Origin of the sequence: Pseudomonas sp. Snoq117.2 (genome assembly GCF_900110545.1) — a bacterium.
GTDB classification, from domain to species: Bacteria; Pseudomonadota; Gammaproteobacteria; order Pseudomonadales; family Pseudomonadaceae; genus Chryseomonas; species Chryseomonas benzopyrenica.
Map to the genome: position 1 here is coordinate 23,731 of NZ_FOED01000019.1, position 26,264 is coordinate 49,994.

At 61.6% G+C, this 26,264-nt stretch carries 22 protein-coding genes and 3 pseudogenes; 18 read left to right on the forward strand and 7 right to left on the reverse strand.

Annotation, left to right across the window (positions count from 1 at the left end):
• Positions 1 to 86: 86 nt before the first annotated feature.
• Positions 87 to 1,568 (forward strand): NCS1 family transporter, encoded by a 1,482-nt coding sequence (locus BMZ43_RS23915; RefSeq protein WP_023101486.1) that lies wholly within the window; start codon positions 87 to 89, stop codon positions 1,566 to 1,568.
• Here BMZ43_RS23915 and BMZ43_RS23920 read toward each other — a convergent pair.
• On the reverse strand, positions 1,559 to 2,470 hold the full coding sequence (locus BMZ43_RS23920; protein ID WP_093257303.1) for a LysR family transcriptional regulator: 912 nt from the start codon (positions 2,468 to 2,470) through the stop codon (positions 1,559 to 1,561). The two genes, BMZ43_RS23915 and BMZ43_RS23920, sit on opposite strands and share 10 nt — an antisense overlap.
• Before the next feature lie 124 nt (positions 2,471 to 2,594).
• Here BMZ43_RS23920 and BMZ43_RS23925 point away from each other — a divergent pair, with 124 nt between their 5' ends.
• Positions 2,595 to 3,284 carry an isochorismatase family protein gene (locus BMZ43_RS23925; protein WP_009683518.1) on the forward strand — a complete coding sequence of 230 codons (690 nt, stop codon included), beginning with the start codon at positions 2,595 to 2,597 and terminating at the stop codon, positions 3,282 to 3,284.
• A gap of 151 nt (positions 3,285 to 3,435) precedes the next feature.
• A pseudogene (locus BMZ43_RS27545) lies at positions 3,436 to 3,620 on the forward strand (transcriptional regulator); the annotation flags it as partial.
• A gap of 329 nt (positions 3,621 to 3,949) precedes the next feature.
• Here BMZ43_RS27545 and BMZ43_RS23940 read toward each other — a convergent pair.
• From BMZ43_RS23940 to BMZ43_RS23950, 3 genes are all read right to left on the reverse strand, one after another.
• Entirely contained in the window at positions 3,950 to 4,138 is a 189-nt protein-coding gene (locus tag BMZ43_RS23940; protein ID WP_009683519.1) for a hypothetical protein, read from the reverse strand.
• 56 nt (positions 4,139 to 4,194) lie between these two features.
• Positions 4,195 to 5,088 (reverse strand): recombination directionality factor, encoded by an 894-nt coding sequence (locus BMZ43_RS23945; protein ID WP_093257305.1) that lies wholly within the window; start codon positions 5,086 to 5,088, stop codon positions 4,195 to 4,197.
• A gap of 90 nt (positions 5,089 to 5,178) precedes the next feature.
• Positions 5,179 to 6,183 (reverse strand): YqaJ viral recombinase family nuclease, encoded by a 1,005-nt coding sequence (locus tag BMZ43_RS23950; RefSeq protein WP_033959472.1) that lies wholly within the window; start codon positions 6,181 to 6,183, stop codon positions 5,179 to 5,181.
• 158 nt (positions 6,184 to 6,341) lie between these two features.
• On the opposite strand from BMZ43_RS23950, the pseudogene BMZ43_RS23955 reads away from it, so the two are divergent.
• The 13 genes and pseudogenes from BMZ43_RS23955 to BMZ43_RS24015 form a co-directional block, all read left to right on the forward strand.
• Positions 6,342 to 7,475: pseudogene (locus tag BMZ43_RS23955) on the forward strand (sodium:solute symporter family protein); the annotation flags it as partial.
• 66 nt (positions 7,476 to 7,541) lie between these two features.
• A complete protein-coding gene (locus tag BMZ43_RS23960; RefSeq protein ID WP_093257307.1) occupies positions 7,542 to 8,201 on the forward strand; it encodes an HAD family hydrolase in 660 nt (219 codons plus the stop codon).
• 212 nt (positions 8,202 to 8,413) lie between these two features.
• Positions 8,414 to 10,201 (forward strand): allophanate hydrolase, encoded by a 1,788-nt coding sequence (gene atzF / locus BMZ43_RS23965; RefSeq protein WP_093257309.1) that lies wholly within the window; start codon positions 8,414 to 8,416, stop codon positions 10,199 to 10,201.
• 26 nt (positions 10,202 to 10,227) lie between these two features.
• The gene (locus BMZ43_RS23970; protein WP_093257311.1) at positions 10,228 to 11,337 is read left to right on the forward strand and encodes a BMP family ABC transporter substrate-binding protein; all 1,110 of its coding nucleotides are present in this window, start codon (positions 10,228 to 10,230) and stop codon (positions 11,335 to 11,337) included.
• Positions 11,338 to 11,344: 7 nt separating this feature from the next.
• Positions 11,345 to 12,457: an ABC transporter permease gene (locus BMZ43_RS23975; protein ID WP_074585156.1), complete on the forward strand. Its 1,113-nt coding sequence runs from the start codon at positions 11,345 to 11,347 to the stop codon at positions 12,455 to 12,457.
• A complete protein-coding gene (locus BMZ43_RS23980) occupies positions 12,450 to 13,370 on the forward strand; it encodes an ABC transporter permease (RefSeq protein WP_007162800.1) in 921 nt (306 codons plus the stop codon). Before BMZ43_RS23975 ends, BMZ43_RS23980 begins: the two co-directional genes overlap by 8 nt.
• A 12-nt stretch (positions 13,371 to 13,382) precedes the next feature.
• Entirely contained in the window at positions 13,383 to 14,390 is a 1,008-nt protein-coding gene (locus BMZ43_RS23985) for a formamidase (protein WP_007162801.1), read from the forward strand.
• 3 nt (positions 14,391 to 14,393) lie between these two features.
• Positions 14,394 to 15,083, forward strand: coding sequence for a biuret amidohydrolase (locus BMZ43_RS23990; protein WP_007162802.1), 690 nt, complete (start codon positions 14,394 to 14,396; stop codon positions 15,081 to 15,083).
• Positions 15,084 to 15,086: 3 nt separating this feature from the next.
• The gene (locus BMZ43_RS23995) at positions 15,087 to 16,619 is read left to right on the forward strand and encodes an ABC transporter ATP-binding protein (protein WP_007162803.1); all 1,533 of its coding nucleotides are present in this window, start codon (positions 15,087 to 15,089) and stop codon (positions 16,617 to 16,619) included.
• Positions 16,616 to 17,290, forward strand: coding sequence for a cysteine hydrolase family protein (locus tag BMZ43_RS24000; RefSeq protein WP_007162804.1), 675 nt, complete (start codon positions 16,616 to 16,618; stop codon positions 17,288 to 17,290). Before BMZ43_RS23995 ends, BMZ43_RS24000 begins: the two co-directional genes overlap by 4 nt.
• Positions 17,287 to 17,700: an oxalurate catabolism protein HpxZ gene (gene hpxZ, locus BMZ43_RS24005; protein WP_007162805.1), complete on the forward strand. Its 414-nt coding sequence runs from the start codon at positions 17,287 to 17,289 to the stop codon at positions 17,698 to 17,700. Before BMZ43_RS24000 ends, hpxZ begins: the two co-directional genes overlap by 4 nt.
• Entirely contained in the window at positions 17,697 to 18,401 is a 705-nt protein-coding gene (locus BMZ43_RS24010) for a GntR family transcriptional regulator (RefSeq protein WP_007162806.1), read from the forward strand. The genes hpxZ and BMZ43_RS24010 overlap by 4 nt, the downstream gene beginning before the upstream one ends.
• Before the next feature lie 646 nt (positions 18,402 to 19,047).
• Positions 19,048 to 19,893 carry a HipA domain-containing protein gene (locus tag BMZ43_RS24015; RefSeq protein ID WP_007162807.1) on the forward strand — a complete coding sequence of 282 codons (846 nt, stop codon included), beginning with the start codon at positions 19,048 to 19,050 and terminating at the stop codon, positions 19,891 to 19,893.
• A 132-nt stretch (positions 19,894 to 20,025) separates the two neighbouring features.
• Here BMZ43_RS24015 and BMZ43_RS24020 read toward each other — a convergent pair whose 3' ends face one another.
• On the reverse strand, positions 20,026 to 20,607 hold the full coding sequence (locus tag BMZ43_RS24020; RefSeq protein ID WP_007162808.1) for a hypothetical protein: 582 nt from the start codon (positions 20,605 to 20,607) through the stop codon (positions 20,026 to 20,028).
• 683 nt (positions 20,608 to 21,290) lie between these two features.
• Here BMZ43_RS24020 and BMZ43_RS26310 point away from each other — a divergent pair.
• The gene (locus BMZ43_RS26310; RefSeq protein ID WP_143075235.1) at positions 21,291 to 21,569 is read left to right on the forward strand and encodes a hypothetical protein; all 279 of its coding nucleotides are present in this window, start codon (positions 21,291 to 21,293) and stop codon (positions 21,567 to 21,569) included.
• A 2,311-nt stretch (positions 21,570 to 23,880) separates the two neighbouring features.
• Positions 23,881 to 24,501, forward strand: a complete 621-nt coding sequence (locus BMZ43_RS24035) for a tyrosine-type recombinase/integrase (protein WP_093251033.1) — start codon at positions 23,881 to 23,883, stop codon at positions 24,499 to 24,501.
• Positions 24,502 to 24,618: 117 nt separating this feature from the next.
• On the opposite strand, the pseudogene BMZ43_RS26315 reads toward BMZ43_RS24035, so the two are convergent.
• Positions 24,619 to 24,702 (reverse strand): annotated as a pseudogene (locus BMZ43_RS26315) (integrase); the annotation flags it as partial.
• A gap of 105 nt (positions 24,703 to 24,807) precedes the next feature.
• Complete coding sequence (locus tag BMZ43_RS26635; RefSeq protein ID WP_177344779.1) at positions 24,808 to 25,794, reverse strand: hypothetical protein; 987 nt, start codon at positions 25,792 to 25,794, stop codon at positions 24,808 to 24,810.
• Positions 25,795 to 26,264 lie beyond the last annotated feature (470 nt).

Here is a 26,264-nt window from a genome sequence, read left to right on the forward strand (position 1 = left end):
TGCCCACGTTCGTTCCTTTCCCCAAGAGCCTGCGGCCATCGCCATGGCAGGTAGGTTGCGCCTTCCATTCATGCACAGGTGCTTCGATGAACAGCCCCGAATTGACTTCTGTCTCACCGACTCCGGCCGTCTCCCGTCACAACCTGTTGGAACCGTCGATTCTTCCGGTACAACGACGACATCGCTCGATCGGTACCCTGGGTTTCACCTGGATCTGGATCGGTATCGCGTTCATGATCGCCACCTTCCAGCTGGGTGCTACGGGTGTTGCCGGCCTGCCGCTGCCACAGGTCGTAGCGATCATTCTGCTGGCCAACATCGTCCTGGCGCTACTGATGACCCTGACCGCGGACATCGGTACCGAACATGGTTTGTCTTTCGCGGTGTATTTGCGAGCGCCGTTCGGCGTGCATGGCACACACATTCCGTCATTGTTTCGCGGCCTGGTCGCGGCGATCTGGTTCGGTATCCAGACCTACCTCGGCGCCCTGGCCCTGAGCGGTATCGTCGAGTACTTGACCGGGTTCGACAACTGGGCCTTGTGGTATGTGATCTTCGCAGTGGTGCAAATCATCAATACCGCGCTGGGTATCAAGGCGGTAGAGTTTCTCTCGTCCATCGCAGCGCCGGCGATCATTGCCATCTCGGTTTGGATGTACCTGACCCTCGATGTGCTGGCAGTCACCAAAGGGGTCAATATCTGGACGTTCGTCGGCGACAAGCAGCTGACCATCATTACCCTGTTCCTGGCTAACGTGGCTTTCTGGTCGACCTTGGCCATCGACATTCCCAATATCACCCGTTACGTGCGGACACCAGTCAATGCTCGGGGGTTCCTGTCTCGTAACCGGCATATCTTTCTTGCTCAACTGGTCGCATTACCGCTGACTCAGACCTGGATCGCGGTCATTGGCGCGGCATCTTTCGTCGCCGCCGGAGACTGGAATCCAATCAATGTCATCCAGGCCCAGAGCACCGGGCTGAGCCTGGTCGTGCTGATGGTCCTGGTGGTGCTGGCACAGTGGTCGACCAATACTGCAGCCAACCTGATCCCGGCGGCGCTGACCTTCGTCAATGCTGGAGCACCACGAGTCAGATACCCGACTGCAGTGATGATCGCGGGAGTCATCGGTACACTTTCGATGCCGTGGGCCATCCTCGATAACCTGTTCGCCTTCCTGTTTTCGTATGGATCGTTCCTCTCGGCAATTGGCGGGATCATGGTGGCTGACTATTACCTGATTCGGCGACGCCGGTTGAACGTGCCGCAGTTGTATGAGCTGCAAGGGCAATTCCACTATTGGCGCGGTTTCAACCCTGCCGGCTTGTTAGCGTGGGCTGCGGCCAGCGTGTTGGCGTACTGTTCCGGTGACTGGGCATTTGTAGTCGGTTTCGTCAGCGGTTTGGTGATCCATGCCATGCTAATGAAGTTCTGGATCGTTCGGCGCTATCCCCAGCAAGAGCTCACCGGCAATGGCGCGCAGTGGCTGGCCAGCAGTGTCGGCCACGACTGGCGCTACGATGCCAGTACCGATCGCTTCGGCCTTACGCCATCAGATCAGGCGTGAAGCTCCGCAGCTCGGTGCCCTAGTAGGGCTTTGAAACGCGCGGCGGTAGGGCTCTGGTATTCCTCGTTCCACGCGGCGATGGTCTGCACCTGGGCATGCTCGTCCTGCAGCGGCACGATGACCACGCCTTCGCGCTGGATCCGGTAGGCGCATTCCGAATACAGCGACACCCCCATGTTGGCCGCCACCAGCCCGAGGATACCGATGCTGGTGGTGGCCTCCTGGTGAATGTTCGGGCTGAAACCGGCGCGCTGGCACAGCTGAAACGCCTGGTCGCGGAATTGGCTCCAGCCACTGGGCGCACCGAAGATGAAGCGCTCGTCGCGCAACTGTTCGATGCGCAAAGTGGCCTGTCCGGCCAGCGGGTGCCGTGACGGCAGAATTGCCACCATGCGTTCCTGGTTCACCGGCAATGAGGCGATGTCCGGCTCGGTCATTGGCCCCAGCAGGAACCCCACGTCGATCAGGCAATCGCGGATCGCCTTGTACTGCTCGTGAGAGGGCATGTACAGCAACTCCACGGTCACATCCGGGTGCAGGTCCTTGAAGCGCTCGAGAATGCCCGGCAGCGCGCCGTTGATGGCGAAGTCGTTGTAGGCCACGGTCAGGTGGCCGATGTCCCCCGCCGCGGCGCTACGCGCCAGGTCGATACCGCGTTCGATATGGCGGAACACCTGCTGGCATTCCTGCAAGAACAGCCGACCGGCCTCGGTCAGCGCCACATGGCGCGTGGTGCGCATGAACAACTCCGCCCCCAGCTCGCTTTCCAGCGCCTTGATCAGGCGGCTCAAAGCCGGCTGGGTGATGAACAGGGCATCGGCGGCGCGCTTGAAATGCAGCAGTTGCGCGACGCGGACGAAGGCTTTTATCTGCTTGAGATCAAAGCGGATATTAATGCTCATTTTGGTATCAATGCTCGCCAACAATGAATTGGATGTCATCAGTGGCCGAGATTATCGTGAGTTCCAGGTCAAGGCAAACCTTCCTTGCCGAACCGCTCACAACGACCCACTGGGGAGATTCACTATGTCGCAAGACCTGATGACCATGCTCGAACGCGCCTTCGAAGAATCGACCAAGCTCTACAAGGAGCGTGGCTTCCAGCGCCGTATCGGCTTCGGCAAGCGCCCGGCGCTGATCAACGTCGACCTGGCCAACGCCTGGACCCGCCCAGGCAACCCGTTCACCTGCGAAAAGATCGACGACGAAATCATCCCCGGCGTGCAGCGCCTGATGAAGGTGTTCCGTGCCAACCACTTCCCGATCGTCCACGTCACCACCTGCTACCAGAACACCGACCGCCATGACCCCAACACCGACATGGGCCAGTGGCACAACAAGATCCCGGTGGACGTGGTCAACCAGGCCGATGAGAACCTCTGGGCGATCGACTCGCGCATCGCGCCAGTCGATGGCGAGTTCGTGCTGGTGAAGAAGCGCGCCAGTTCGTTCAGCGGCACCTCGCTGGCCGGGTACCTGCGCTCGGCAGGGGTCGACACCATCCTGGTGACCGGCGTGACGGCCTCGGCTTGCGTGCGTACCACCCTGTGCGACGGCCTGGCCGAAGGCTTCCGCACCATCGCCGTGAAAGAGTGCATCGGCGACCGGGTACCGGGCGCGGTGGCCTGGAACCTGTTTGACATTGATGCCAAGTTCGCCGACGTGGAAACCGTCGACAGCTGCCTGGATTACCTGGCTAGCATTGGCAAACGTTGACCGCCCGGGTGTGACCCGCGCCATGCTGAAGCCGGGCTTCAGCATGGCGCGTTGCGTTTGTCCAGCCGCATGGCTGAAACACACCTGTACGCCAGGCTCATTGATTGCAAGCTAAGCGATTGTTAAGGTCGGTCCTCCCAAGAATCATCATGAGCGTCTGGTCGAGCTGGCAACTATCTTCAACTGCGAAACAGCCGACCTGCTGACCGAGGGAGCTCCCGCCCGGAGGACCAGGCCCGCAGGCTCCATGACCTTCTTTCCCGGCTGACAGCGGCAGACCGTGAGCTTGTCATGGACATGGTGGAGCGCCTGGTTGCCCGGCTCGGCCAGGACTGAGCGCTGAATCATGGCGACTACATGGCGGGCTCGGACGCCTCCTCTGTACCCGGCTCATCGAACAGCGATCCACAGCGCAGGCACAAATACCTGAACCCTCCGAAGTGATATTTGGCGACCCCAGGGTTGGGGTATCTGTGTCCGCCTCCTGAGCCCCCTGCAATGCACTGTCGGCCAGGCTGACCAGCAGGGCGATGCCCTTGGCAACGTCCCGCGTCAGAATGGCCTTGGACTCGCAGATTAAGCATCTGATCATGGTTCCTCGTGGTAATAACGGCCGAATGCACAGCCGCTGGTGATGACTGGTTGGCGGTTGTCGCTGGGGGTTTTCAGCAGGGATTGCCCGGGCGTGGGCAGAGCAATCTGAGCAGGCGATTCAGCATCCAGCAGGCCAGGACCACGGCGAGCAGCAGCGGCGGGAAGCGCAGCATGAGCAAGATGCTCAGCACCACCGTAGCAGCGGCCGCGAGCGCGCCGATGAAGATGAGCAGGTGGAGTAGAAATCGAAGTAGAAGCATAGTGAGTCTCCAAGAAAACCTGCCTGGCCGATGACGGCAGCGCAGGCAGGTGGGATTCAGTGGGGCTGTGAGGCGAGGGCTTCCAGTTTGTCTGCGAGGAATTTGGGCGCCGCCTGTGAATCAACGGGGGCGGTCGAGCTGGCTGGCTCTGGGGCGGTGAAGAACTCCTCGATCACGGCGTGACTGTCTTCTTCGCTGTCCTCAAAGGCGCCATTGCCGAAGCCCCGGCGGGCTGCCTCATCCAGCGCCCCTTGATCGAAGCCGGCGGCTTGCCGTTGCGCCGCGAGCTCGCCCGCCTGCTGCAGAGCTTCAGCCATGCCCATGCCGTTGCGTACCGTGAGGTCGACGTAGAAGATCGGGGTGCCGTGGCTCTGGCGCGTCGACTTGCCGCGTAGGCGCAGCTCCAGCGGCAGGCAGGCCAAGCGATTGCCGGAAATGGCCTGGAAGTAATGTAGCCGGGCTGCCAGGGTGCGTATGCTGTTGAAGCCGGTGGTGCGGAACACGAAGCTGCCCAGCGGATCGTCGTCACCAATGATCACGTTCAGTCGGCCGTAAGGTTTGCAGGCATTGCCTTTGGCCAACGAGCAGGTGTCTGGCGAAGGGCAGGGCAGTGACTGCATGCCGTCCTGGGTGACCCGCTTGCAGATCTCGCCGTTGCCCACGCACAGCGGCCGCCCGGATTGCCGGTCGAACAGGGTGTAGTCGGCGCGAAAGTTCAGCTCCGGTTCGTTGAACAGCAGGCGTACCGGGATGCTGCGCAGCTTGTCTTCCTTGCCCTGACGCAGCTCATCATTGAGCGGGTGCAGCAACCAGCCGTCATTGCCTTGTACCTGGGAGGTGATGGTGAACTGGTCATCCTTCTCCGGAAGGCGCTTGCCGTTCTTCTTGACGACCTTACCGATAGAGATGCGTCCGAGCACCGGGGGCGTGATAGCCAGACCTTTGAGCATGGGGGTTCTCCTGAAAATGAAAAAAGGCCAGCCACGCAGCACGAACTGCATGGACTGGCCAAGGGGGGGAAGAGTTGATGGAGATGGAAATCAGCCGACCAGGAAACGCCGCGCACCGGGTTTCAGCAGCGGGTACTTGGCCTGCAGGTAGGGCTTTTCCTGGAGCAGTTGAGCGACATCGAGACCGACGCTGTCCTTGGCCTTGCGCCAGCTGACGTAGCCGCTGGAGAACTCCGCCCGACTGGCATCACCCATGGCCTGTTGCAGCATCTGCTTGAGCTCGGCCTCGCGCTTTTCCTTGTCGGCAATCGACTGGCGAACGGCCTTGAGCTCGATGAAGGCAGCGGCCAGTCCGGCATGGCTGCTGAAGTCGACGACCTGACCGTTATCCTCTGGATAGAGGCAGCGCAGTGCTGCTTCAGCAGAGACGGTGCCATCGGCTGGCGGTGGCGTATCGGTTTCCACGTAGTGCCAGAACTTGCGCTCCAGTTCGATCAGGCGAGCGATCATCTGCTCGTCCCGCTCGATGCGGTGGATATCCAGCGTCTGTCCGCCGAGCAGCACGGCCACATCCGCAGCCTGCTTGCCGGTGACGGCGAGCTGGTGCATCACCTGCAGCTGCACATACTCGGGCACGCCTTCTTTCCAGAGGCGTGCCCCGTTTATGCCGCCGGTCTTGCATTCGAGGATCTGCACGTCGTCGGCACCGATCACCTCACGGTCGATGTTGGCCAGCATCCAGGGCAACTCGGGATCGGGATGCTGCAGCACGGCGTTGATACGCCGGACTTTGTTCTTGGTGCGCTTGCTGTAATGCCAGGCTACGATGGGTTCCAGGACATTGCCCCAGTACATCGGGCTTTCCTCATCGTGGGGATCGGCCTTGGGCAGCTCGGTGTCGCGGCCGGTTTTCTCCAGCCATAGCTCCAGCTGCGACTTGTAGGGGTTCAGTCCCACGGCAGCGGCGGCATCCGAACTGCCGATGCCCTGCTTGCGGATCTGCAGCCAGTCCTCGCGCGGCAGCTCCTTGGTGCTGACCAAGCGCAGGGCAGGACGTTTCTTGCGGGTGCTGCCGTTCAATGACGTTGCTTTCATGGTATTCACCTGCTGACATAAAAACGCCCAGCCAGCACAAGGCTGACCGGGCGCGATGGGTGAGGTAGGTGACGATTAAGCGGCGAGTTGCAGTGCGGCATCTAAGGCGCGTTGCTTAATCTGTGCGCCCTGGCCGAACCAGGCCGAGTCCATGCGGTATCTCGGTATTCCCCTGGGTGGTCATGGGCATCCAGGCACTGGCCATGCTGTTCCAGTTCGCCAGCTTCGGCAGCTGGGGCATCACCGCCTGCCTGACCGCGGGCGTGCTGGTGGTGCTGATCCGCCAATACTGGACGGTGAGCATGGGCATGCGTGGCCTGATCATGACCGACATGTACCAGGGCCTGATCGCCTACGTCCTGGCCGCGGCGCTCTGCGTCTTCCTGCTGGGGGGCAGTGAAAACGCCTCCTTCGCCAACCTGGCCGAACTGCCGGCCAAGATGCTGCTGATTCCCGGAGACACCGGCACCGGCTATGGCGCCTGGTACATGTTCAGCCTGATCTTCACCGGGGTGATCGGCTCCATGTGCTGGCCCATGAGCTTCCAGCGCATCTACACCGCCAGCGGCGTCCGCTCGGTAAAGAAGGGCACGGTCTATACCATCCTGCTGGTGGGCGGCTTCTACGGCATCCTCATGCTGTTCGCCGCCGCGGTCAGCCAGGACCCGAACGTGGCGGCCCATCCGCAGCAGGGCTGGTTCCTGTCCCTGTTCGATATCGGCGGGCCGTGGCTGTTGGCGCTGGCCATCGCCATCGTCCTGGCCGCGAGCATCGGTCACGTCGACGGCTGCGTGCAGGTCTGCGGTGTGCAGTTCGCTAATGATCTCGCGACCTGGACCACGCCCCGGACCGACCGCCAGCTCACCGCGCTGGCCAAGGGCGGAATGATCGTCTTCATCGCCGCCGCCGCCGTGGTGGCCTACCTGACGTTCAACTACTCACGCCTGCAGCTGCTGGCCCAGATCTCCTACCAGGGGATCATCCAGCTGGCCGTGCCGCTGTTCTTCGGCATCTTCACCCGCTGGGGCAACAAGCAGGGCGCCATCCTGGGGATGCTCACCGGCATTCTCATCGCCATCGTCCTGACGGTGCTCTACCCGGACGACATCGCTGCCCTGGGTTCGCTCACCAGCGGGATCGTCGGCGTGATCTTCAATGCCCTGGTGTTTGTGGGTTGCGCTCTGGCCATCAAGCCCAGTGAGGCGGAAAGCCGGCGGGTCGCCGATCTGTTCGAGCTCGGCGTGGCCCCGCGTCCGGCCGCCAAAGGTGCGGTAGCGCCGGCAATGGGCTGAGCCGTCCCTCCCGGCCGCCAGCGCGCTGTTGGCGGCCGCGTCTCTTCAACACGCTGGAAAATTCCCATGGCTCTTGCTTTGTTCGACCTCGACGAAACCCTCATCCACGGCGATTGCGCCAGCCTCTGGAGTGCCTGGATGGCACGCATCGGCTGGGTAGACGCCGAGGACTTCCCGCGCCGCGACCAGGCGCTCATGGCCCTGTACGGCCAGGGGCAACTGGCCATGGAAGACTACATGGCGTTCAGCCTCGAACCGCTGGTTGGCCGGACGCCCAAGGAGGTGGCCGAGGTGGTGCACGGTTACCTCGATACGGTCATCGCACCGCGCTTCTATCCCGACGCCCGCAGCACCGTGGAGGCCCACCGCCAGGCGGGCGACCGTCTGCTGGTAATTTCGGCCTCGGCGGCCTTCCTGGTCCAACCCATCGCGGCCTGCCTCGGTATCGACGAGGTGCTGGCGATAGACGTGGAGGTCGTCGCAGGTCGGTATACGGGGCGCACCTCGGGCGTGCTCACCTACCGTGAGGGCAAGGTGATCCGTCTCGAGCAGTGGCTTCAGGAGCAGCACGAGTCCCTGGCGGGCGCCAGTTTCTACTCAGACTCCCGTAACGACCTGCCCCTGTTGAGCAAGGTCGAGCACCCGGTGGCGGTCAACCCCGACGAGGTACTGCTGGCTCAGGCCCAGGCCGCAGGATGGAAGGTGCTCGACTGGCGGCCGGCGTAACCGCCCAAGCGGCGCCAACCAAAGCGGTGCGTGCATCAGCCGACTGCACGCTACCGGTGCACGGGGCGCACATTGGGCCGTCACCTCCGTTCTTTTAGCTGGTGTCTGAAGGCTCAAGGACGGGGAATAGAAGCCGCCCTTGGACACCAAGCACAACTTGGCACAGAGCATGCAAATCTTGAATTCACACTTGTATACAGGAATGGATGCTCATGAATCCGTACCCCATCAGTACCCGGACCCAGCGCTATGCCGCAGGTGATCTGACGCCCAGCCAGACCGTACAGACCTTGCTCGAGATGCTGGAGCTCAGTGATCGACCGGAGGTATGGATTCACCGTCTGCCGCAGGCGGCCCTGCAGGCGCGGGCCCGGGAGTTGGAGCAGCAGGCCAACGAGCTCGGCGGCGCGCTGCAGGAGCGGTTTCCACTCTTTGGCATTCCCTTCGCGGTCAAGGACAACATCGATGTGGCAGGACTCCCCACCACGGTGGCCTGTCCGGAGTTCGCCTACGTGGCCCGGGAAAACGCCTACGTCGTCCAGCGTCTGCTGGATGCCGGCGCCATCCTGGTCGGCAAGACCAACCTCGATCAGTTCGCCACGGGCCTGGTGGGCGTCCGCTCGCCCTATGGCGCCGTGCGCAACGCGGTCGATGAGCGCTACGTGTCCGGTGGCTCCAGCTCCGGCTCGGCCGTCGCCGTCGCCCTGGGCTATGTCGCCTTCGCCCTGGGGACGGATACGGCCGGCTCCGGGCGGGTGCCCGCCGGATTCAATGGGATCGTCGGGCTCAAGCCGAGCCTGGGACTGCTGAGCAGCCGCGGCGTCGTGCCGGCCTGCCGGAGCGTCGATACCCTGTCCATCTTCGCCGCGGATGCCGCCAGTGCCTGGCAGGTCATGCAGGTGGCGGCCCACTACGATGCAGAGGACGCCTATGCGCGCCAACCCCTGACCCGGCCCGTGCAGCGCCGGCGGCGTAGGGTGGCGGTACCGGCGCAGCCGGAATTCTTCGGCGACGGCCAGGCCGCGCAAGCCTACGCGCAGAGCCTGGCGCGGTTGCGCCAGGATCCCAGCGTCACGATCGACGAAATACCCTATGCCGTCCTGGCCGAAGCAGCCGCACTGCTTTATCAGGGACCCTGGGTGGCCGAAAGACGGGCTGCCGTAGGGCAGTTCTATGCTGAACGACCGGCTGCCCTCCATCCCGTGGTCAAGGGCATCCTGGCTGGCGCGGATCGTTTTACCGCGGTCGATACCTTTGAGGCGCAATACCGGCTGCAAGCCCTGACCCGGGACGCCGAGCGACTGCTGGCGGGCTTCGACCTGCTGGTGGTGCCCACGGCGCCGTGCATGCCCACCATCGCCGAGGTCATGGCGGATCCCGTCCAGAGCAATGCGCGCCTGGGCTACTACACCAATTTCGTCAATTTGATGAACATGGCGGCCTTTGCTTTGCCAGGGGTACCCCGGGGCGATGGTCTGCCGGCAGGTATCACCCTGATCGGCCGGGCTGGTTCGGACCAGTACCTGGCCGAGACCGCCGCCCGCTGGCAATCGCTATTCGGAGGCGAAGACCAAGGCGACGCCATCGCCCTCGCGCCGCTGGACGCCGGTGAACCCCAGGTGGAAGTGGCCGTCGTGGGCGCGCATCTCTGGGGCCAGCCGCTGAACTGGCAACTGCTCGAAAGCGGTGCCCGGCGCCTGTCCAGCACCACCACCAGTGACCACTACCGACTCTATGCCCTGGCCAATACCCAGCCGGCCAAGCCTGGCCTGGTCAGGGTGGCGGAGGAGGGCGCGGCGATCGACCTCGAGGTCTGGACCATGCCACTGCGCCTCTTCGGCGCCTTCGTCGCCGCGATTCCCGCGCCGCTCGGCATCGGCTCGGTCGAGTTGGCCGATGGACGCTGGGTCAAGGGCTTCATCTGTGAGCCTGCCGGCCTCGATGGCGCCCAAGACATCACCCGCTTTGGAGGCTGGCGCGCCTATCGCGCTTCGCTCTGATCCCGACACCCACCGAGGACCTTGACATGAATCCTATCGACCGTCGCAATTTCATCAAGCTGGCAGGGCTGATCGGCGCCAGTGCCGCACTCCCGTTCAGCCTGGCCCGGGCTGCCGACAAGCCCCTCGTCGTCGGCTTCATCTATGTCGGCGCCCGCGATGATTTCGGCTACAACCAGGCCCATGCGCAGGCCGCTGCGATCATCAAGACCCTGCCCAACGTCAAGGTGATCGAAGAGGAGAATGTCCCGGAGACGGTGGCGGTGCAGAAATCCATGGAGGCGATGATCCGCCAGGATGGCGCCACCCTGATCTTCCCCACCTCCTTTGGCTACTTCGACCCCCATGTGCTCAAGATGGCGAAGAAGTATCCGGATGTCCGCTTCGCCCACTGCGGTGGCCTCTGGCAGGAGGGTAAGGATCCGCTCAATGCGGGCAGTTTCTTCGGCTACATCGATGAGGGTCAGTACCTCAACGGCGTGGTGGCGGGCCATATGAGCCAGTCGAAGAAGCTCGGCTTCATCGCGGCCAAGCCCGTGCCCCAGGTGCTGCGCAACCTCAATGCCTTCACCCTCGGTGCGCGCTCGGTCGATCCGAGCATCACCGTCACGGTGATCTTCACCGGTGACTGGTCGCTGCCGGTCAAGGAAGCCGAGGCGGCCAACAGCCTGATCGACCGCGGCTGCGACGTCCTGACCTGTCACGTGGATGGTCCCAAGGTGATCGTCGAAACCGCCGAAAAGCGGGGCGTCATGACCTGCGGCTACCACGCCAGCCAGGCGGCCCTGGCGCCTGAGGGCTATCTCACCGGTGCCGAGTGGAATTGGGAAACCCCTTATCGCGCCCATGTCGAGGCCGCCCAGGCCGGCAAGCCGATGATCAACTTCATGCGTGGCGGGCTCAAGGACGGCTTCGTGAAGACCTCGGCCTACGGCCCGAAGGTGAGCGACGCGGCCAAGCAGCAGGCCGACGCCATCAAGGCCCAGATGCTCGCGGGCAGCTTCGTCATCTTCAAGGGCCCGATCAAGGACAACAAGGGCACTGTCGTCATCGCGGAAGGTACCAGCCAGCCGCAGACCGACGTGGTGCTGGAGCGGATGAACTACCTGGTCGAAGGCGTCCAGGGCCATATCTGAGGGTGGCATGAATAGCCTCGAACACAAGCTGCAACGGCTGGCGGCCAGGGCGCTGCCCGGACTGCCCACGCTGCTCGCCGTGCTGTCCTCGGGCGCACTGTTTCTGCTCTTCCTCGCCGTGCAGAACAAGCCGGCGCTGGCGGCGGGCGCCTTGGTCTTCGAAGGCGCCTTCAGCTCTTCCTTCGCCTGGGAAAATACCCTCCAGCGCGCCGCGCCCCTGATGCTGACCGCCCTGTGCGTCGCGCTGCCAGCCCGGGCCGGGCTGATCATCATCGGCGGGGAAGGGGCCCTGGTACTGGGCGGTCTGGCCGCCGCGGTGCTGCCCCTGTGGCTACCCGCGCTTCCCGGGCCTTTGATGCTGGTACTGATGGGCCTGGCGGCCATGCTGGTCGGCGGTCTGTGGATCGGGCTGGCGGGCTGGATGCGGCAGAGCCGCGGCCTCAACGAGACGATCGGCAGCCTGCTGCTCTCCTACATCGGCATCGCGCTGTTTCGGCAATTGGTCGAAGGCCCGCTGCGCGATCCGGCGAGTCTGAACAAGCCCTCGACCGTACCGCTCGAGGATACCTATCTCATCGGTACCGTGAGCGACGCCTTTGCCGTGCACTGGGGATTGGTGGCGGGCGTCATCGCCTGCCTGCTGGCCTATGTCCTGTTGCGCCATAGTGTCAGCGGCTTCGCCCTGGGCATCGTCGGCGGCAACGTGCGAACCGCGCGGATGCTGGGACTTTCCGTCAATCGCCTGGTACTGATGACCTGCCTGCTCGGCGGGGCGGCGGCGGGGCTCGCCGGGATGTTCGAGGTCGCGGCGGTGCAGGGCAGTGCGAACGCGGCGCTGATCGCCGGCTATGGCACCAGCGGCATTCTGGTGGCCTTCGCCGCCCGGCATAACCCCCTGGCCATCATCCTCTGCGCCACGCTGCTGGGCGGGGTAGAGGCCAGCGGCAGCCTGTTGCAGCGGCGCCTGGACCTGCCCGATGCGACGACGCTGATCCTCGAGGGCATCCTGTTCACCAATCTGCTGGCCTGGGAAGCCCTGAGCCCACGCCTCACGGCCTGGCGTCTGCGGCTGTTGGCGAAGGCGGCAACCCCGGTCGGAGGCGTTCCCGAACATGGCTAACCTCGATTGGCTGACCTTCTTCCTGGCGCTGCTGGCCGGCGCGGTGCGGGTGGGTACGCCCTTTCTGTTCGTCAGTCTGGGCGAGTGCCTCACCGAGAAAGGCGGACGCATCAACCTGGGCCTGGAAGGCATCCTAGTCGCGGGGGCCATGACCGGCTATGCCGCGTCCTACCTGTCCGGCTCACCCTGGCTGGGCGTGCTCGCGGCAGGCTGTACCGGCCTGCTGTTGGGGTTGCTGCATGGCATCGTCTGCTCGCTACCCAAGGTCAACGACATCGCCTTCGGTATCGCCCTGATCCTGCTGGGAACGGGCCTGGCGTTCTTTCTCGGCAAGGCCTTCATCCAGCCGCAGGCACCCATGCTGCCGTCGTTTTCGCTGGGGCACTGGTCCGCGGATGAGCGGGTGCGCTCGGCACTGAACATCAATGTGCTGTTCTTCCTGGGTGTGGCCCTGGCCATCCTGCTGCACTGGGGGCTGCGCAGCACCCGCTGGGGCCTGATGCTGCGCCTGGTCGGTGATCATGCCGAATCGGCCCAGGCCCTGGGCTATCACCCGATCAGGGTACGCATCTGGGCGACGTCGGTCGGCGGCTTTCTCGCCGGCGTCGGCGGCGCCTATCTCTCGCTGTATTACCCCGGCAGCTGGAACGAGGGGCTTTCCAGTGGCCAGGGGTTGATGGCCGTGGCCCTGGTGATCTTCGCGCGCTGGCAACCGCTGAATTGCCTGTGGGCCTCCTTGTTGTTCGGCGCGGCCGGCGCCATTGGCCCCGCCCTGCAGGCAGTGGGTATCAGTACGGGTTACTACCTGTTCGCCGCCGCGCCCTATGCCCTGACGCTGCTGGTGATGTTCGTCACCTGCCGGCCAAATCGAACCCTGACTGGCGCTCCCGGCGAGCTCAGTCTCACCCGCTAGAGGTAAAAGCTCATGTCCAGTGGTCTTGGTGGTTTGAACAAGTCGCCCAATGGCGTCGTGATCGGTCTGGCGCAGCTGTCGCTGCCGGATCCCCATACCCGGGAGGCCCTGTGGGCGCAGACCCAGAGGGTGGTGGAAATGGTCGGCAAGGCCCGGCGGGGCATGCCGAGCCTGGATCTGATCGTCTTCCCGGAATACTCGCTGCACGGGCTGTCCATGGATACCTCACCGGAGATCCTCTGCTCCCTGGAAGGGCCGGAAGTGGCGGCGCTACGCCAGGCCTGCGTCGATAACCGCATCTGGGGTTGCTTCTCCATCATGGAGGCCAATCCAGCGGGCAACCCTTTCAACAGTGGTCTCATCGTCGACGATACCGGCGAGATCCGCCTGTACTACCGCAAGATGCACCCTTGGGTGCCGGTCGAGCCCTGGGAGCCGGGCGACCAGGGCATTCCAGTCTGTGACGGTCCGCGTGGCAGCAAGCTGGCATTGATCATCTGTCACGATGGCATGTTCCCGGAAATGGCGCGCGAGTGCGCCTACAAGGGTGCCGAGATCATGATTCGTACCGCGGGCTATACCGCCCCGATCCGTCATGCCTGGCAGATCACCAACCAGGCCAATGCCTTCTGCAATCTGATGCAGACCGCGAGCGTCTGCATGTGTGGGTCCGATGGCACCTTCGACTCGATGGGCGAAGCCATGTTCGTCGATTTCGACGGTAGCGTGATGAACCAGGGCGGCGGTCGTGCCGACGAGATCGTCTGCTGTGAAATGCGTCCGGACCTGGTGCGTGAAGCGCGAGTGCACTGGGGCGTGGAGAACAACATCTACCAATTCGGCCACCGTGGCTATTCCGCCGTCAAGGGCGGCGCCCAGGATTGCCCCTACACCTACATGCATGACCTGGCGGCGGGTCGCTATCGGCTGCCGTGGGAGGACCAGGTGGTCCACACCGATGGCACCTCCTGCGGAATGCCCGCACCGGAGCGCCCGTTCACGCCCTCAGCTCAGGAGTGACCCATGAGTCCACGTCTGCTCGCCTCAGCGCCTTACCCCTGGCCCTATGACGGTCGGCTCGATCCGGCCAACACCGCCCTGGTGATCATCGACATGCAGACCGACTTCTGTGGCGTCGGCGGCTATGTCGATGCCATGGGCTACGACCTGTCGCTGACCCGCGCGCCCATCGAGCCAATAAGGTCGGTGCTCGAGGTCATGCGGGCCCAGGGATTTCCCATCATCCATACCCGGGAGGGCCATCGTCCCGACCTGTCCGACTTGCCGGCCAACAAGCGCTGGCGCTCGCGGAACATCGGCGCCGGCATTGGCGATGACGGTCCCTGCGGTCGCATCCTGATCCGGGGTGAGCCGGGGTGGGAGATCATTCCGGAGCTGGCGCCGCTACCCGGCGAGATCGTCATCGACAAGCCCGGCAAGGGGTCGTTCTACGCCACGGATCTTGAACTCATCCTGCGCACCCGCGGCATCGCCAACCTGATCCTCACCGGGATCACCACGGATGTCTGTGTCCATACCACCATGCGCGAGGGCAACGACCGCGGCTTCGAATGCATCCTGCTCGAAGACTGCTGCGGCGCCACGGACCACGGCAACCACTTGGCCGCGCTCAACATGGTCAAGATGCAGGGTGGGGTCTTTGGCGCGGTGGGCGACTCGTCCATGCTGCTCGCCGTGCTGGCAGGGGACTGAGCCATGCGCGCCCTGGATCTGGAGATCATCGGTGCCGGCAAGACCTTCGGCAGCTTTCGCGCCCTGGCTGAGGTCTCCCTGAAGGTCAGGGCCGGGACCGTGCACGCTTTACTGGGCGAAAACGGGGCGGGCAAGAGCACCCTGGTTAAGGGCATCGTCGGCTATGGCCCGCTCGACGAAGGCGCGATCCTGGTGAACGATCGCGAGCGACAGATCCGCACGCCGAGGGACGCCCACGCCCTCGGAATCGGCATGGTCTATCAGCACTTCACCGTGGCACCGGGGCTCAGCGTCGCGGAAAACCTGGTGCTGTCGCGCGGCGACCTGGCCTGGCGTATCGACTGGTCGCAAGAGCGCGAGCGGCTGGCCGCTTTCATGGCGGGCATGCCGTTCCGCCTGGACCTGGAGCGTCCCGTGAGCAGCCTGGCGGCGGGTGAAAAACAGAAGCTCGAGATCCTCAAGCAGCTGTACCTGGAAAGGCACCTCATCATCCTTGATGAGCCGACCTCGGTCCTGACGCCCCAGGAGGCCGATGAAGTCTTGGGGTTGATGCAGCAGATGGCCCATCGAGGAGATATCTCGGTGCTGATGATCACCCATAAGTTTCGTGAAGTGACCGCCTTCGCCGATGACGTCACGGTCCTGCGCAAGGGCCGGCTGGTTGGTAGCACAGCCGTTGCAGACACTTCGCCCGAATTCCTGGCCAGCTGGATGATGGGCGAGGCGGGCGCCGCCGCGGCCAAGCTCGAGCGGTCCGGCGTGATCGAGGCGGCACCTCGCCTGGAGGTGGTTAAGCTGGATGTGCCAGGCGACAAGGGGACGCTGGCGGTCAGCGGGCTGTCGCTGGCCGTACGCCCCGGCGAGATCGTGGGTATCGCCGGGATTTCCGGTAACGGCCAGCGTGAGCTCACCGAGGCCCTGCTGGGGCAGCGCAAGGCCGGTGCCGGCGAGATCCGGGTGAACGGCCAGCGCTATCACGCCACCCGCCGCGAGATGCAGCACCTGCGCCTCTACAGCCTGCCGGAGGAGCCGCTGCGCAATGCCTGCATCGCCAGCCTGAGCGTGGCGGAGAACCTGGCCTTGCGCAATTTCGACCAGGCACCGCTGTGCCGCCAGGGCTGGCGCCTTGATCGCCGAGCCATCCGTACTCAGGCGCGCGACCTCATCGCGCGCTTCCAGGTGACGCCGGCCGATCCGGAGCGGCCCATCGGTACCCTGTCGGGGGGGAACGTCCAGCGTGCCGTCCTGGCGCGGGAGTTGACCGAGGGGGTCGCGGTACTGATCGTCTCCAATCCGGTGTTCGGACTGGACTTCGCGTCGGCGGCGCTCATTCACCAACGGATCGTCGCGGCCAGGAATTCCGGTGCGGCGGTGCTGCTGTTGAGCGAAGACCTGGATGAACTGCTGGAACTGGCCGACCGCATTCTGGTGATGCATGACGGCCATATCGGCTTCGAGACCGCCATCGCCCAGGCCGACCGGGCCGTGCTGGGTCACCATATGGCGGGCGGTGCGACGCAGGCGGAGGCCGTATGATCCAGGTGAGCGCCCGTCCCGACACCTTCGCCTTCGAGCCGGCCAGTACGGCGCTCGTGGTGATCGACATGCAGCGGGATTTCATCGAACCTGGCGGCTTCGGCGCGGCGCTGGGCAACGATGTGACGCCGCTGAAAGCCATCATCCCAGCCGTGCAGCGGCTGCTGGCGTTGGCCCGTCAGCACCGGGTGCTGGTGGTCCATACCCGCGAATCCCACCTTCCCGACCTGTCCGATTGCCCCCCTGCCAAACACGCCCACGGACTGCCCGGACTGCGGATCGGCGACCCCGGGCCGATGGGGCGCATCCTGGTTCGTGGCGAACCCGGCAACCAGCTCCTCGCCGAGGTCGCCCCGATAGAGGGCGAGTGGGTGATCGACAAACCGGGCAAGGGCATGTTCCATGCGACCGGTCTGCACGAGCGACTGCAAGCCGAGGGCGTCAGTCACCTGGTGTTCGCCGGCGTCACCACCGAGGTCTGCGTGCAGACCAGCATGCGGGAAGCCAATGATCGCGGCTATCGTTGTCTGCTGATCGAGGACGCCACGGAAAGCTATTTCCCGGCGTTCAAACGCGCGACACTGGACATGATCGTCGCCCAGGGCGGCATCGTCGGCCGGACGGCCTCTTTGGCGGCCCTGGAAGCCGCTCTGCACAAGGACCTGCCATGACTTCGGTTTCCGCAATCAATCTTCCCGAGGTAGTGGCCGCGGTAACGGCGGCCTTTCGCGATTACGAGCGGGCGCTGATCGCCAACGAGCTGGAAACGCTCGACGGGTACTTCTGGTCGTCGCCCCACACGGTGCGCTTCGGGGTGGCGGAAAATCTCTATGGCAGCGAGGCCATCGCCGCGTATCGACGGCTCTGCCAACCGGTCGGGGCGGGCAGACGTCTGCACCACACGGTGATCACCACCTTCGGCGAGGACTGCGCCACCGTCAGCACCGAATTCAGCGATGGCGTTACCGCACGGGTCGGACGCCAGATGCAGACCTGGCTGTGTCTGGAAGGGGAGTGGAAGGTCGTCGCCGCCCACGTCAGTATCGACCTGGACACCTTGGACACCCGGGATAACCCATGACCCAGTTCCAGACCAACGCCCTGGGCGAGCAGATCTACCTGAGAATCAAGCAGGAAATCTTCGATTTCTATCTGCTGCCTCATGACCGCTTCACAGAGACGCAGATCGCCGAGCGCTACCAGGTGTCCCGTACGCCGGTCCGCGACGCCCTCTATCGCTTACAGCGCGAAGGCTATCTGGAGGTGGAGTTCCGCCGCGGCTGGATGGTCAAGCCGCTCGACTTCGCCCGTATCGACGAGCTCTACGACCTGCGCATTGTGCTCGAGTCCGCCGCCGTGGATCGGCTGTGCGGGCTGGTCGACCTGCCGGAAATGCTGGAAGCCCTGTGCCAGGTCTGGATCGTGCCGCAGGAACAGCGCCACACCGACATGCAAACCGTTGCCGAACTGGACGAAGCCTTTCACAGCGGGCTGGTGGCCGCGACGGGGAACCGGGAGATGCTGCGGGTGCACCGCGAGGTGACGGAGCACATCCGCATCGTCCGGCGTCTGGACTTCTCCCAGCGCGCCCGCATCGAAGAGACCTACAACGAGCACGTGAGCATCCTCAAGGCACTGCGCCTGCGCAAGCGCGATGACACCCTGCTGATGCTGAGGGCCCATATCGAGCAGAGCAAGATCGAGGTCCGCAAGCTCAGCCTATCGATGCTGTCCGAGGCGCGTCGCCGGTTCGAGCGTCCACCGGTAGCGTCCGACGCGTGAGGGCCGCACGAGTTCCTAAAAGAGATCGGCCACCACTGCGACGTACTCCCTCATAAATAGGTGATAAGCATTCATGTAAGTGCATAAGCGAATAAGTGCTTAAGTAAGCACGTAGTGGCTAGAAGTTGTTACGCATTGCCCGGCTTGCTGAGGTTTCTTGCTCCAGTACCGCTGCCATCGATAGGTGGCTGGCCTAGTAGCGTTTAGGAGCGCCGCAAGAAATTTTAGGGCTTCCAACGAGTCATCACGAGAGCTCGGGCGTGCGCTCCAAAAATAGATAGTGGGTACTCGCCTGACGTTAGACAGAGTCCTACCCGTGCTCCCGGCAGCTACAGCGCCACAAACACTTAGACGGCTGATTATGCTTTGTCGTATGCATACGACAAAACGGTCAATCGCTTCGCTGAGCTGACCACGTCCGCGCTCGACGCACAGGATCTGTCGTATGCATACGACAAAATCGTCATGGCTTCCGACCTGCACCAGGTGTCCGATCAGGTTGCTTCGGATTTGTCGTATGCATACAAACTGGATGGCCTTGCTTATAGCGAGTTGTGCCACCGGCAATTGAGGCTAACCACGATTGGCCTCCATCGCCAATCAGCGGGCTATGCGTCCGCTCCGCCCCTGTCCGCAAGGTGTCCCCTTGGGAAGCGCCACCGGCGCCGGAGGCAATGCGCCAAAGCTGCTGCTGACCGAGGGTAATCAGGGCGAGCTTCGCCTGGACGGAACGCTTGCTGATGACTTGGCCGCTCGGCACTGGCTCGTCAAATTTCCCCGCAACCAGGGGCGCGCTTCTGACCAAAACGTGCTTCGTAGCGAATACCGCTACTACCTGGCGCTCGATAGCCTGGGGCTGGAGACGATCCCCGTTAATGGGCTTGCGCTTGAGGAGGGTAGGCAGACGAGCCTATGGTTGCCGCGCTTCGACCGCCGGCCAGGTGCCGCGGGTCTTGAGCGGGTCGCTGTCGAGTCAATCTATTCGTTGACGGACACGCTGGTGCCCGGGAGCTACCTAGGGTACCTCGACGCTATTGAGGCGCTGGTAAGGGTGTGGCGGGCTTCCGGCCAGGAAGCGGCCATTCCAGGCCTACTTGATGAGTACCTTTTGCGAGACCTTCTGAATCAGGTGGTCGGCAACACGGACAACCACGGCCGCAATACCGCCATCCTGCGCGACGGAGAGGGCGTACGGCTGGCGCCGATCTACGACCTGGCGCCAATGGTGATGGATGAGCAGGGTGTAACCCGGGCGACAAAGTGGCCGGCGCCGGTGGAGCAGGCCGGCACCATCAACTGGCGGGAGGTCTGCCAGCTTTTGGCGGTATGGGACGACCCGGAGAGGCTATGGCTGGCGTTGAGGGAAAACGCCGAGCGACTGCGTGCGCTGCCTGACCTCCTCCAGCCGGTGCTGCCGAGGGGTACCTGGGAGCATCCTCGGATCCCGCTGCGGTGGCTAGAGGGTTACCTGCAGAACGCGGATCTGCGATAGCGAGACCCGGCACCGTACGATGGTAGGTAGGTGCGAGACAACTCGCCGGGTGTGCCGGCGAGAGGGTAAGCAAGAGGACAGGCACGTGCGACAAGGGCCTGCTGAGGCGGGGGCTAGGGTCGGTCGGAATGGCTAGCTGGCGAATGCCGCGGCGAGGGCTGTTGCGTGAGCTGACACCTTCAGCTGGCGCAGCTCGGCGTTTTCGATGGCGAGAGCGCAGATGAGCCCCTCAGCCAGCTGGTCGGCAGTGCTCAGATCCGCCTGGTCGAAGTCCAACTCAAGCTCTTTGTACTTGCTATAGGCGCTGACCTTCGAAGCGACCGCCTGGATGGCGAGAGGCCCGTATGCATCCGGATCCTCGTGATAGAACGCGAAGTCGCCGACGGCCAGGTCACCCGCTTGGCTGTGCGCTCCATAGGCCTCAGCCAAGGTACGAGCGTAGGCCGCCAACTGGTCAGCGCTCGCCGGTGTCGCCGCTTTGCCGGCGAGATCAATGATGACTTCGGCCAGCTGCGCGGCAGTGAGGAGCGCCTCCGGCTCAAACGGTAGGATCTGGTGCTGCTTCATCGAGAGGCCCTTCACCAGGCCATCCTGACTCATTACTTCAATGGCACCGAAGCGGGACGGCTCGTCGCGATGAAAGACCAGGCGGCCCGGTACGACGGTGCTCTGTGCCGTATCGGTGGTAGAGGAGGGGAGGGTTTCGCTTTTCATGGTAAGGCTCCTGGTTGATATCTGGCCTCCACCCTGACACAGCTTTTCAGAACGCAAGCAGGCGGCTACCCAGCGCCTTGCGTCAATTTCCAGGATTGCCGCGACATTCTGAAGCTACCCAAACCTGAAATAGCCACTGACAGCAATCGACCCATAGCTGCCGTTCAGGCCCGCAATTGATCGCCAACACCGTCTCTCTTGACCTGCCTTAGTTGAGCACGTCCGCTGGCTGCGGGACCTGTGCTTCCCTGTGTCGATCAGACATTTGGATCTGCGATGACTTTGATTCCCTGGCCACCACCGGCGTCTGCTGACTTCCAAGATCGGCGGCGTCTCCGGCGACTTAGTCACTGCGGAGAGCTGCTGTGCCCACCTGAAATAGCGCGGCAAATGCAAGTGAGGTCTATACGCCCGCCTGTCTGATTGCAGGGAGCGGCAAACTGATCTGTAGATGCAACTGCGCTAGCTCGAAGAGTTTTTAATCTGGAAATTTCACCTGTATTTCACGCTAATTTCACAATCAGGACCTAAAAACGCGCCGCGCCTCATGGGGGCAGAATATTTACACCTGTCAACATGTAAATGACCAATCGAGACATTGCTTGTCGGCGACTAGTGGTAGAACGTGCTCCTCGTTATCACGATATCTTTTACAGCAATAGGTACTGCTCGGGAGCTCGTCGATGACTCGTTATCTTCCTATACCTGCATCTCTTGATCGAGATTATTTACTTGGCGTTCATGTCCTCTTGTCACAAAAAATTGACCGCCTGCGTGCTATGGACGTTAGAAGCCCTGACTTTCAGCAGCAATTACGTCACTTCGAGTACATTACAGCGAGAGTTCTTGATTTAGTCGAAGAATTGAAAATTAGGCTTGCTATTGAAGAGAATCGCATTCCGGAGTTGAGTGGTGGGCTCATGCTACCAAAGCGCAATTATCGCTTGATGAGCGACTCATAAAAGCTTAGAGACAACTAGCATGCATGAGAGTCACCGCGCAAGCAGTAATATATCCATTGTTACAGCATGGTCAGAACCTTCGGAATTGCCTGAACATCCGCGTTTAAAGCAGCCTCATGTATTTGCTATTCTTGAAAAGCTTAATAGGAGTCTTGCGTCCGCCCAGCGGCAGCATGTGATTGATATTAAAAAGTGCTATTCTTCGTTTAGCCGCGCGACTATTGATCGGCTGCTGGAGAAGCTGCAGCATACTTAAGATTATGATATATTGATTAATGTGTCTCACTAGAAATTTTCTTCAAAATAGACCAAGGTAATGCATATGAGTCCTCACTATACGCTTGCCCACTCGCAACAATTAGCAAGTAAACTGTCACGCAAACTCATTAACTATACGTTGCTAGTAAGTCCACCCGCTCCTGATGGCGCTATCTTCGCGCACTTTTATTCGCCCTCCAACAATCGCGCACTCACAATCTCCTTTGATGCACAGACAATCCATAAAGACGATTATATTCGCGAGCGGCTATCTACAATTTCGTAGGAGTCGATATGTTAGCCACGAGAAGCTAGCGGTGTTGCTAGCCCTGGACGCGGTCTTTATCGCCTCAACCTATACTCGTCGCTTTCTAGCGGGGCTCCGGGCGTAGAGCCAACCAGCTTTCTTCCTGCTGCTCGGTCTGAGACTGGCTGGGTCTATCTGTCCTGACTTCACCGTAAGCTTCCTGCAATGCGGCTACCTCTCCATTGCGACTAATCTTGGCGGCGGCCGCAATTACGTTCGCCTTCACTGCAGGCGCTGGCGTCTTCTGGGCAGTCAAAGCAACCTTGGTGGTCCGGCGCCAGTCCTGTGAGCAAATGGGGCGGATGGCGGCATTGGCAGTGATCTGCTTGATGCGTTTAGTCCGAGCGCGCTATGGATGGCACTGCCCTTCCCATGCCTTCTATCTTTCTAATTCGTAGCGGCATCACTAGCGCCGACTTTTTCATTGCTAGTCTTCTACTTTCGCCTTTCCGCTCCATCCTCTGTCGCGCGCAATCGGTGAGCCATGTACGCGTTTTAGTGGCCTACGGGCAAAGTTCGCCGCGGATACTGGCCGCAATGGATTCCATCGAGCAGATGTCAAGGATCGATAATGCCGACCCCTTATAAGAGGCTGTCTTACCGGTAATGCGGTTTCGAACGATAAGGACCCGATCATCCGGATCATGAAGGCTTCGTCTAAGGGACACTTCGAAATCGGATGGGAAAAACGCCTGGACGTAGGCATGTAACCTTAGCTGCTCAACTTCATAACGCATGGCTTCATCCTTATATGATCGATGCGTCCAGGCTACCTGCGCCAGGTACGCTTCGATCAAGCGTAAGCGTTAAGCAATTTTTTCAGTGGGAAGCTTTCCTGCTATGTAGGGGAGATGTGCTCAGTCGCTAGTCTTATCGCTACCTCCTCTACCAATTCCTTGGTGAGCTGAGTGAGGTCTTCGAATTCTCGGAGAATCTTAGCCAGCTTAGGGTCATCCATCCTTAATCGGTGAAGCTCATGGAGACGGGCATTGAGGTGGCGATGCACGCAGAGCAGGTATTGCCGCGACGGGCTATCTGGTATAGGTAAGAAGCTTTCCATGACGCTTTCTCCAATGCGTGATCCACAGTTGGTTATCGTCCCACTTTCTGCATTGTTTAACGGCCGGCACAAGCGAGCCTTTTGTGCTTTTGGGGTACTGAAAAGGATCTTTCTGATCTGAACGGCGGAACCCCGTCATATGGCTCACCGGCAACGGTATGGTGCTTGCTCTATGTCAAGTTCCCCTCCGGGATCAAGTCAGCGCTTGCAAACGATTGCCCTGAACCATATCTGCTCGAGCGCCTGATTACATGGAACAACCCTCGGGCGTCCAACCTAAAGCGCTAGCGCTCCGGTCAGCCGTGTGTCATGGATGATGACTCGGAAATAGAGCTGCAGAAACTTGTAAAGCAAGGGCGGTTCACGACGGTGAAAGGAAGATCTACTTTTATGGTAGATTGGGCCAGTCCATGCGAGCAGTGAGACCAAGCGTCCACTGATATGTGCCTCACCGCTTTGCAGCAATAAAAGCGATAGCGAACCAGCCTCTAGATTTCGCGTGTCATCTGATTGCGTACTACGCGTCATCGCCTAGCCTGCTAGTGGTCACATCTGTCACCGGGGTCGTTATCCGAAACTGAAGGCCGTTTCTGGCCGTTTCCACCTCGGTGGCCGGCTGATGGGACGGATAGCTCCGTCCCATGGTCGGGCCCATGCTTGTACACCCTCACTGAGGAGAACAAGCCATGAAAGCGATAACAGTCGTTAGCCGCGAGCCTTGGAACAAGGGAAAGCTCGTTGGTCAGAAAGCCCCGCTCAGGATTAGGGATATCTGGGCTATCCGCGTCAGACTCCAGCTTGCGGAGAAGACCAGGGACTTGGCTCTTTTTGACCTGGCAATCGATAGCAAGCTGCGCGCCTGTGACCTCACCAGACTGCGCGTGCGGGACATAGCCCACGGGGAGCACGTCTCACCGAGAGCTATCGTGATGCAGTTAAAAACTCATCGTCCGGTGCAGTTTGAGATCACAGAGCAAACACGCTCAGCGGTGGAGGCTTGGATACGCCATGCCAAGCTTCGAAGCGAGAATTTCCTGTTCCCAAGTAGGCTTGCCCACTCCGAGCATATCTCCACCCGACAGTACGCACGGATCGTCAAAGCCTGGGTGACAGCGATTGGTTTGGATCCAGCCTTGTACGGAACCCATACCCTGCGGCGAACCAAGGCGTCGCTGATCTACCGCAGGACAAAGAACCTTAGGGCCGTACAACTCTTACTGGGCCATACGAAGCTGGAGAGCACTGTCAGGTACCTTGGCATCGAGGTGGACGATGCTCTGGAGATGGCCGAACAGACAGAGGTTTAGCCGCATGACCTGGCGACGGCTGCGGGGCCGTCGCTATCCGACCCAAAGCTGCGGTCGGGGGATGGCAGCCAATGGCCAGTTAGCGACTGGTCTAACTTTAGCCGGCGCTACACAAGATCAAACGTCAGTCTGTTCCGCCATTTCTAATGTGTCATCAACCTCAATCCCCAGGTATGGAACAGTGCTCTCCAGCTTCGTATGCGCGCACCTACTGCTTGCCTAGGTGTCGCAGACCCGGGACCGTGAGCTACAAATTCACTCGACGCCGCTTGCGATGGAGGTCATAGAACGCATCTGGGTAGGCTATCAACCGCTAGACCGGCGACGTTTCGCCAGCCGTACCGAGCGGCGCTTGTTTCGCCACAAGCGGCGTACGTCGCCAAGCGGCGCGGTACCAATGCGGATGGACCAGTATGCCCACCCGGTGGTAGTCATCAGGCCACGGCGCTGCTTTTGCTCTTCCAGTAGCACCAGCTCCTTGATGTACCGGTAAAACCCGGCATCGCTGAGATAGTCGTCGTTGGCGCGCTCGACTGCTCTGTGCCCTAGTCCGGTAACCATATCGAGAATGCACGCCACAGGTAGGACGCACGTGGCTATCGGTACCACGATTATCTGGAACAATGCCGAGTAGGCGAATGAGAAGTCCGACCAGAGTGTTGGAATCGCAGGATAGAACGTTTCCTTGTCGATGAGGGCCACGACCACTGCCGCTATCACAGCGAGAAGCCCACCCAAGTACGTCGCGAAATTGCCTGCACTCGGGAGGCTGAAAAAGTGGCGTGTACGAAGGGTTGCGGGGCTACCGGCGCGTTGCTCAAGAGCCTGACGCCACTCCCATTGTTCGATGAGCTCTTTGGCCAGCTGGGCAAAGTCTTCTCGGCCAGCGAATTGTTCGGAGATCATTCGCCGCTTCGCTCGATCCGTTGCCGCCATGGCCTGCCGGATGCCCAAGATTCTCTTGCCCGGGTGATTTCGGGCGAAGCGACGCCGGTCGACCTCTATCAGGATCTGGGCGAGGCCCAGCAGCATCGGGATCTCCCAAAAGAGAGTCCAATAGGAGAGATTGGCGTAGGTCGGAAGTTGCAGATAGACGTGGTGGTAGAAGAAAAGCGCTATCGACAGGACGACAAGCAACATCGATGAGGCGAAGAGGATAAAGATTCGCGATCCCCAGACGAAGCTAGGTATGAGTCGGAATTCCCGTCGAAAGGTCTTAACGTGGTGGGCCACGGTCCGCATGGCTAGCTTCCCTGCTTGTTGATCGCTGAAGATATTCCAGGGCAATACCATGTCACCAGCGACGCTTGTCCGTCCGTGGCCATAACCGCGACGACTGGCTACCCATTCGCCGATAGGTATCGATCCGTTGCGGCCGGATCCGAGCTGATGAGCCAATCACCTTCTGCTGGAACGGCGCGGATGCTGTCCACGCGGTTGAGCGGTACCCGGTAGGTCTTACAGGACCTGAATGCCTAGACCTCAGCGTCACTGGCGATCTTCATGTCTATGGCATCCTGCATAGTGGCGACCTGGGTGCTGGCGTACTGCAGAAGCAGGGCGCGTTACCGGGTAGCCAGGTCCTTCGCTGCGGCCAACTAGGCTGCCTCGTTCATATTGAGATTTCCTATAGAAGCGGCGAGATTCAAGGCTGACCACAATACCACTTGGCTTACGCTAACTTACCGTGATCCAGGTTAATGAAAGCGCGAAGGGCACTTCTGGCCATAAACAACCTGCCGAAACCGTCAGCTTTGGGTCGA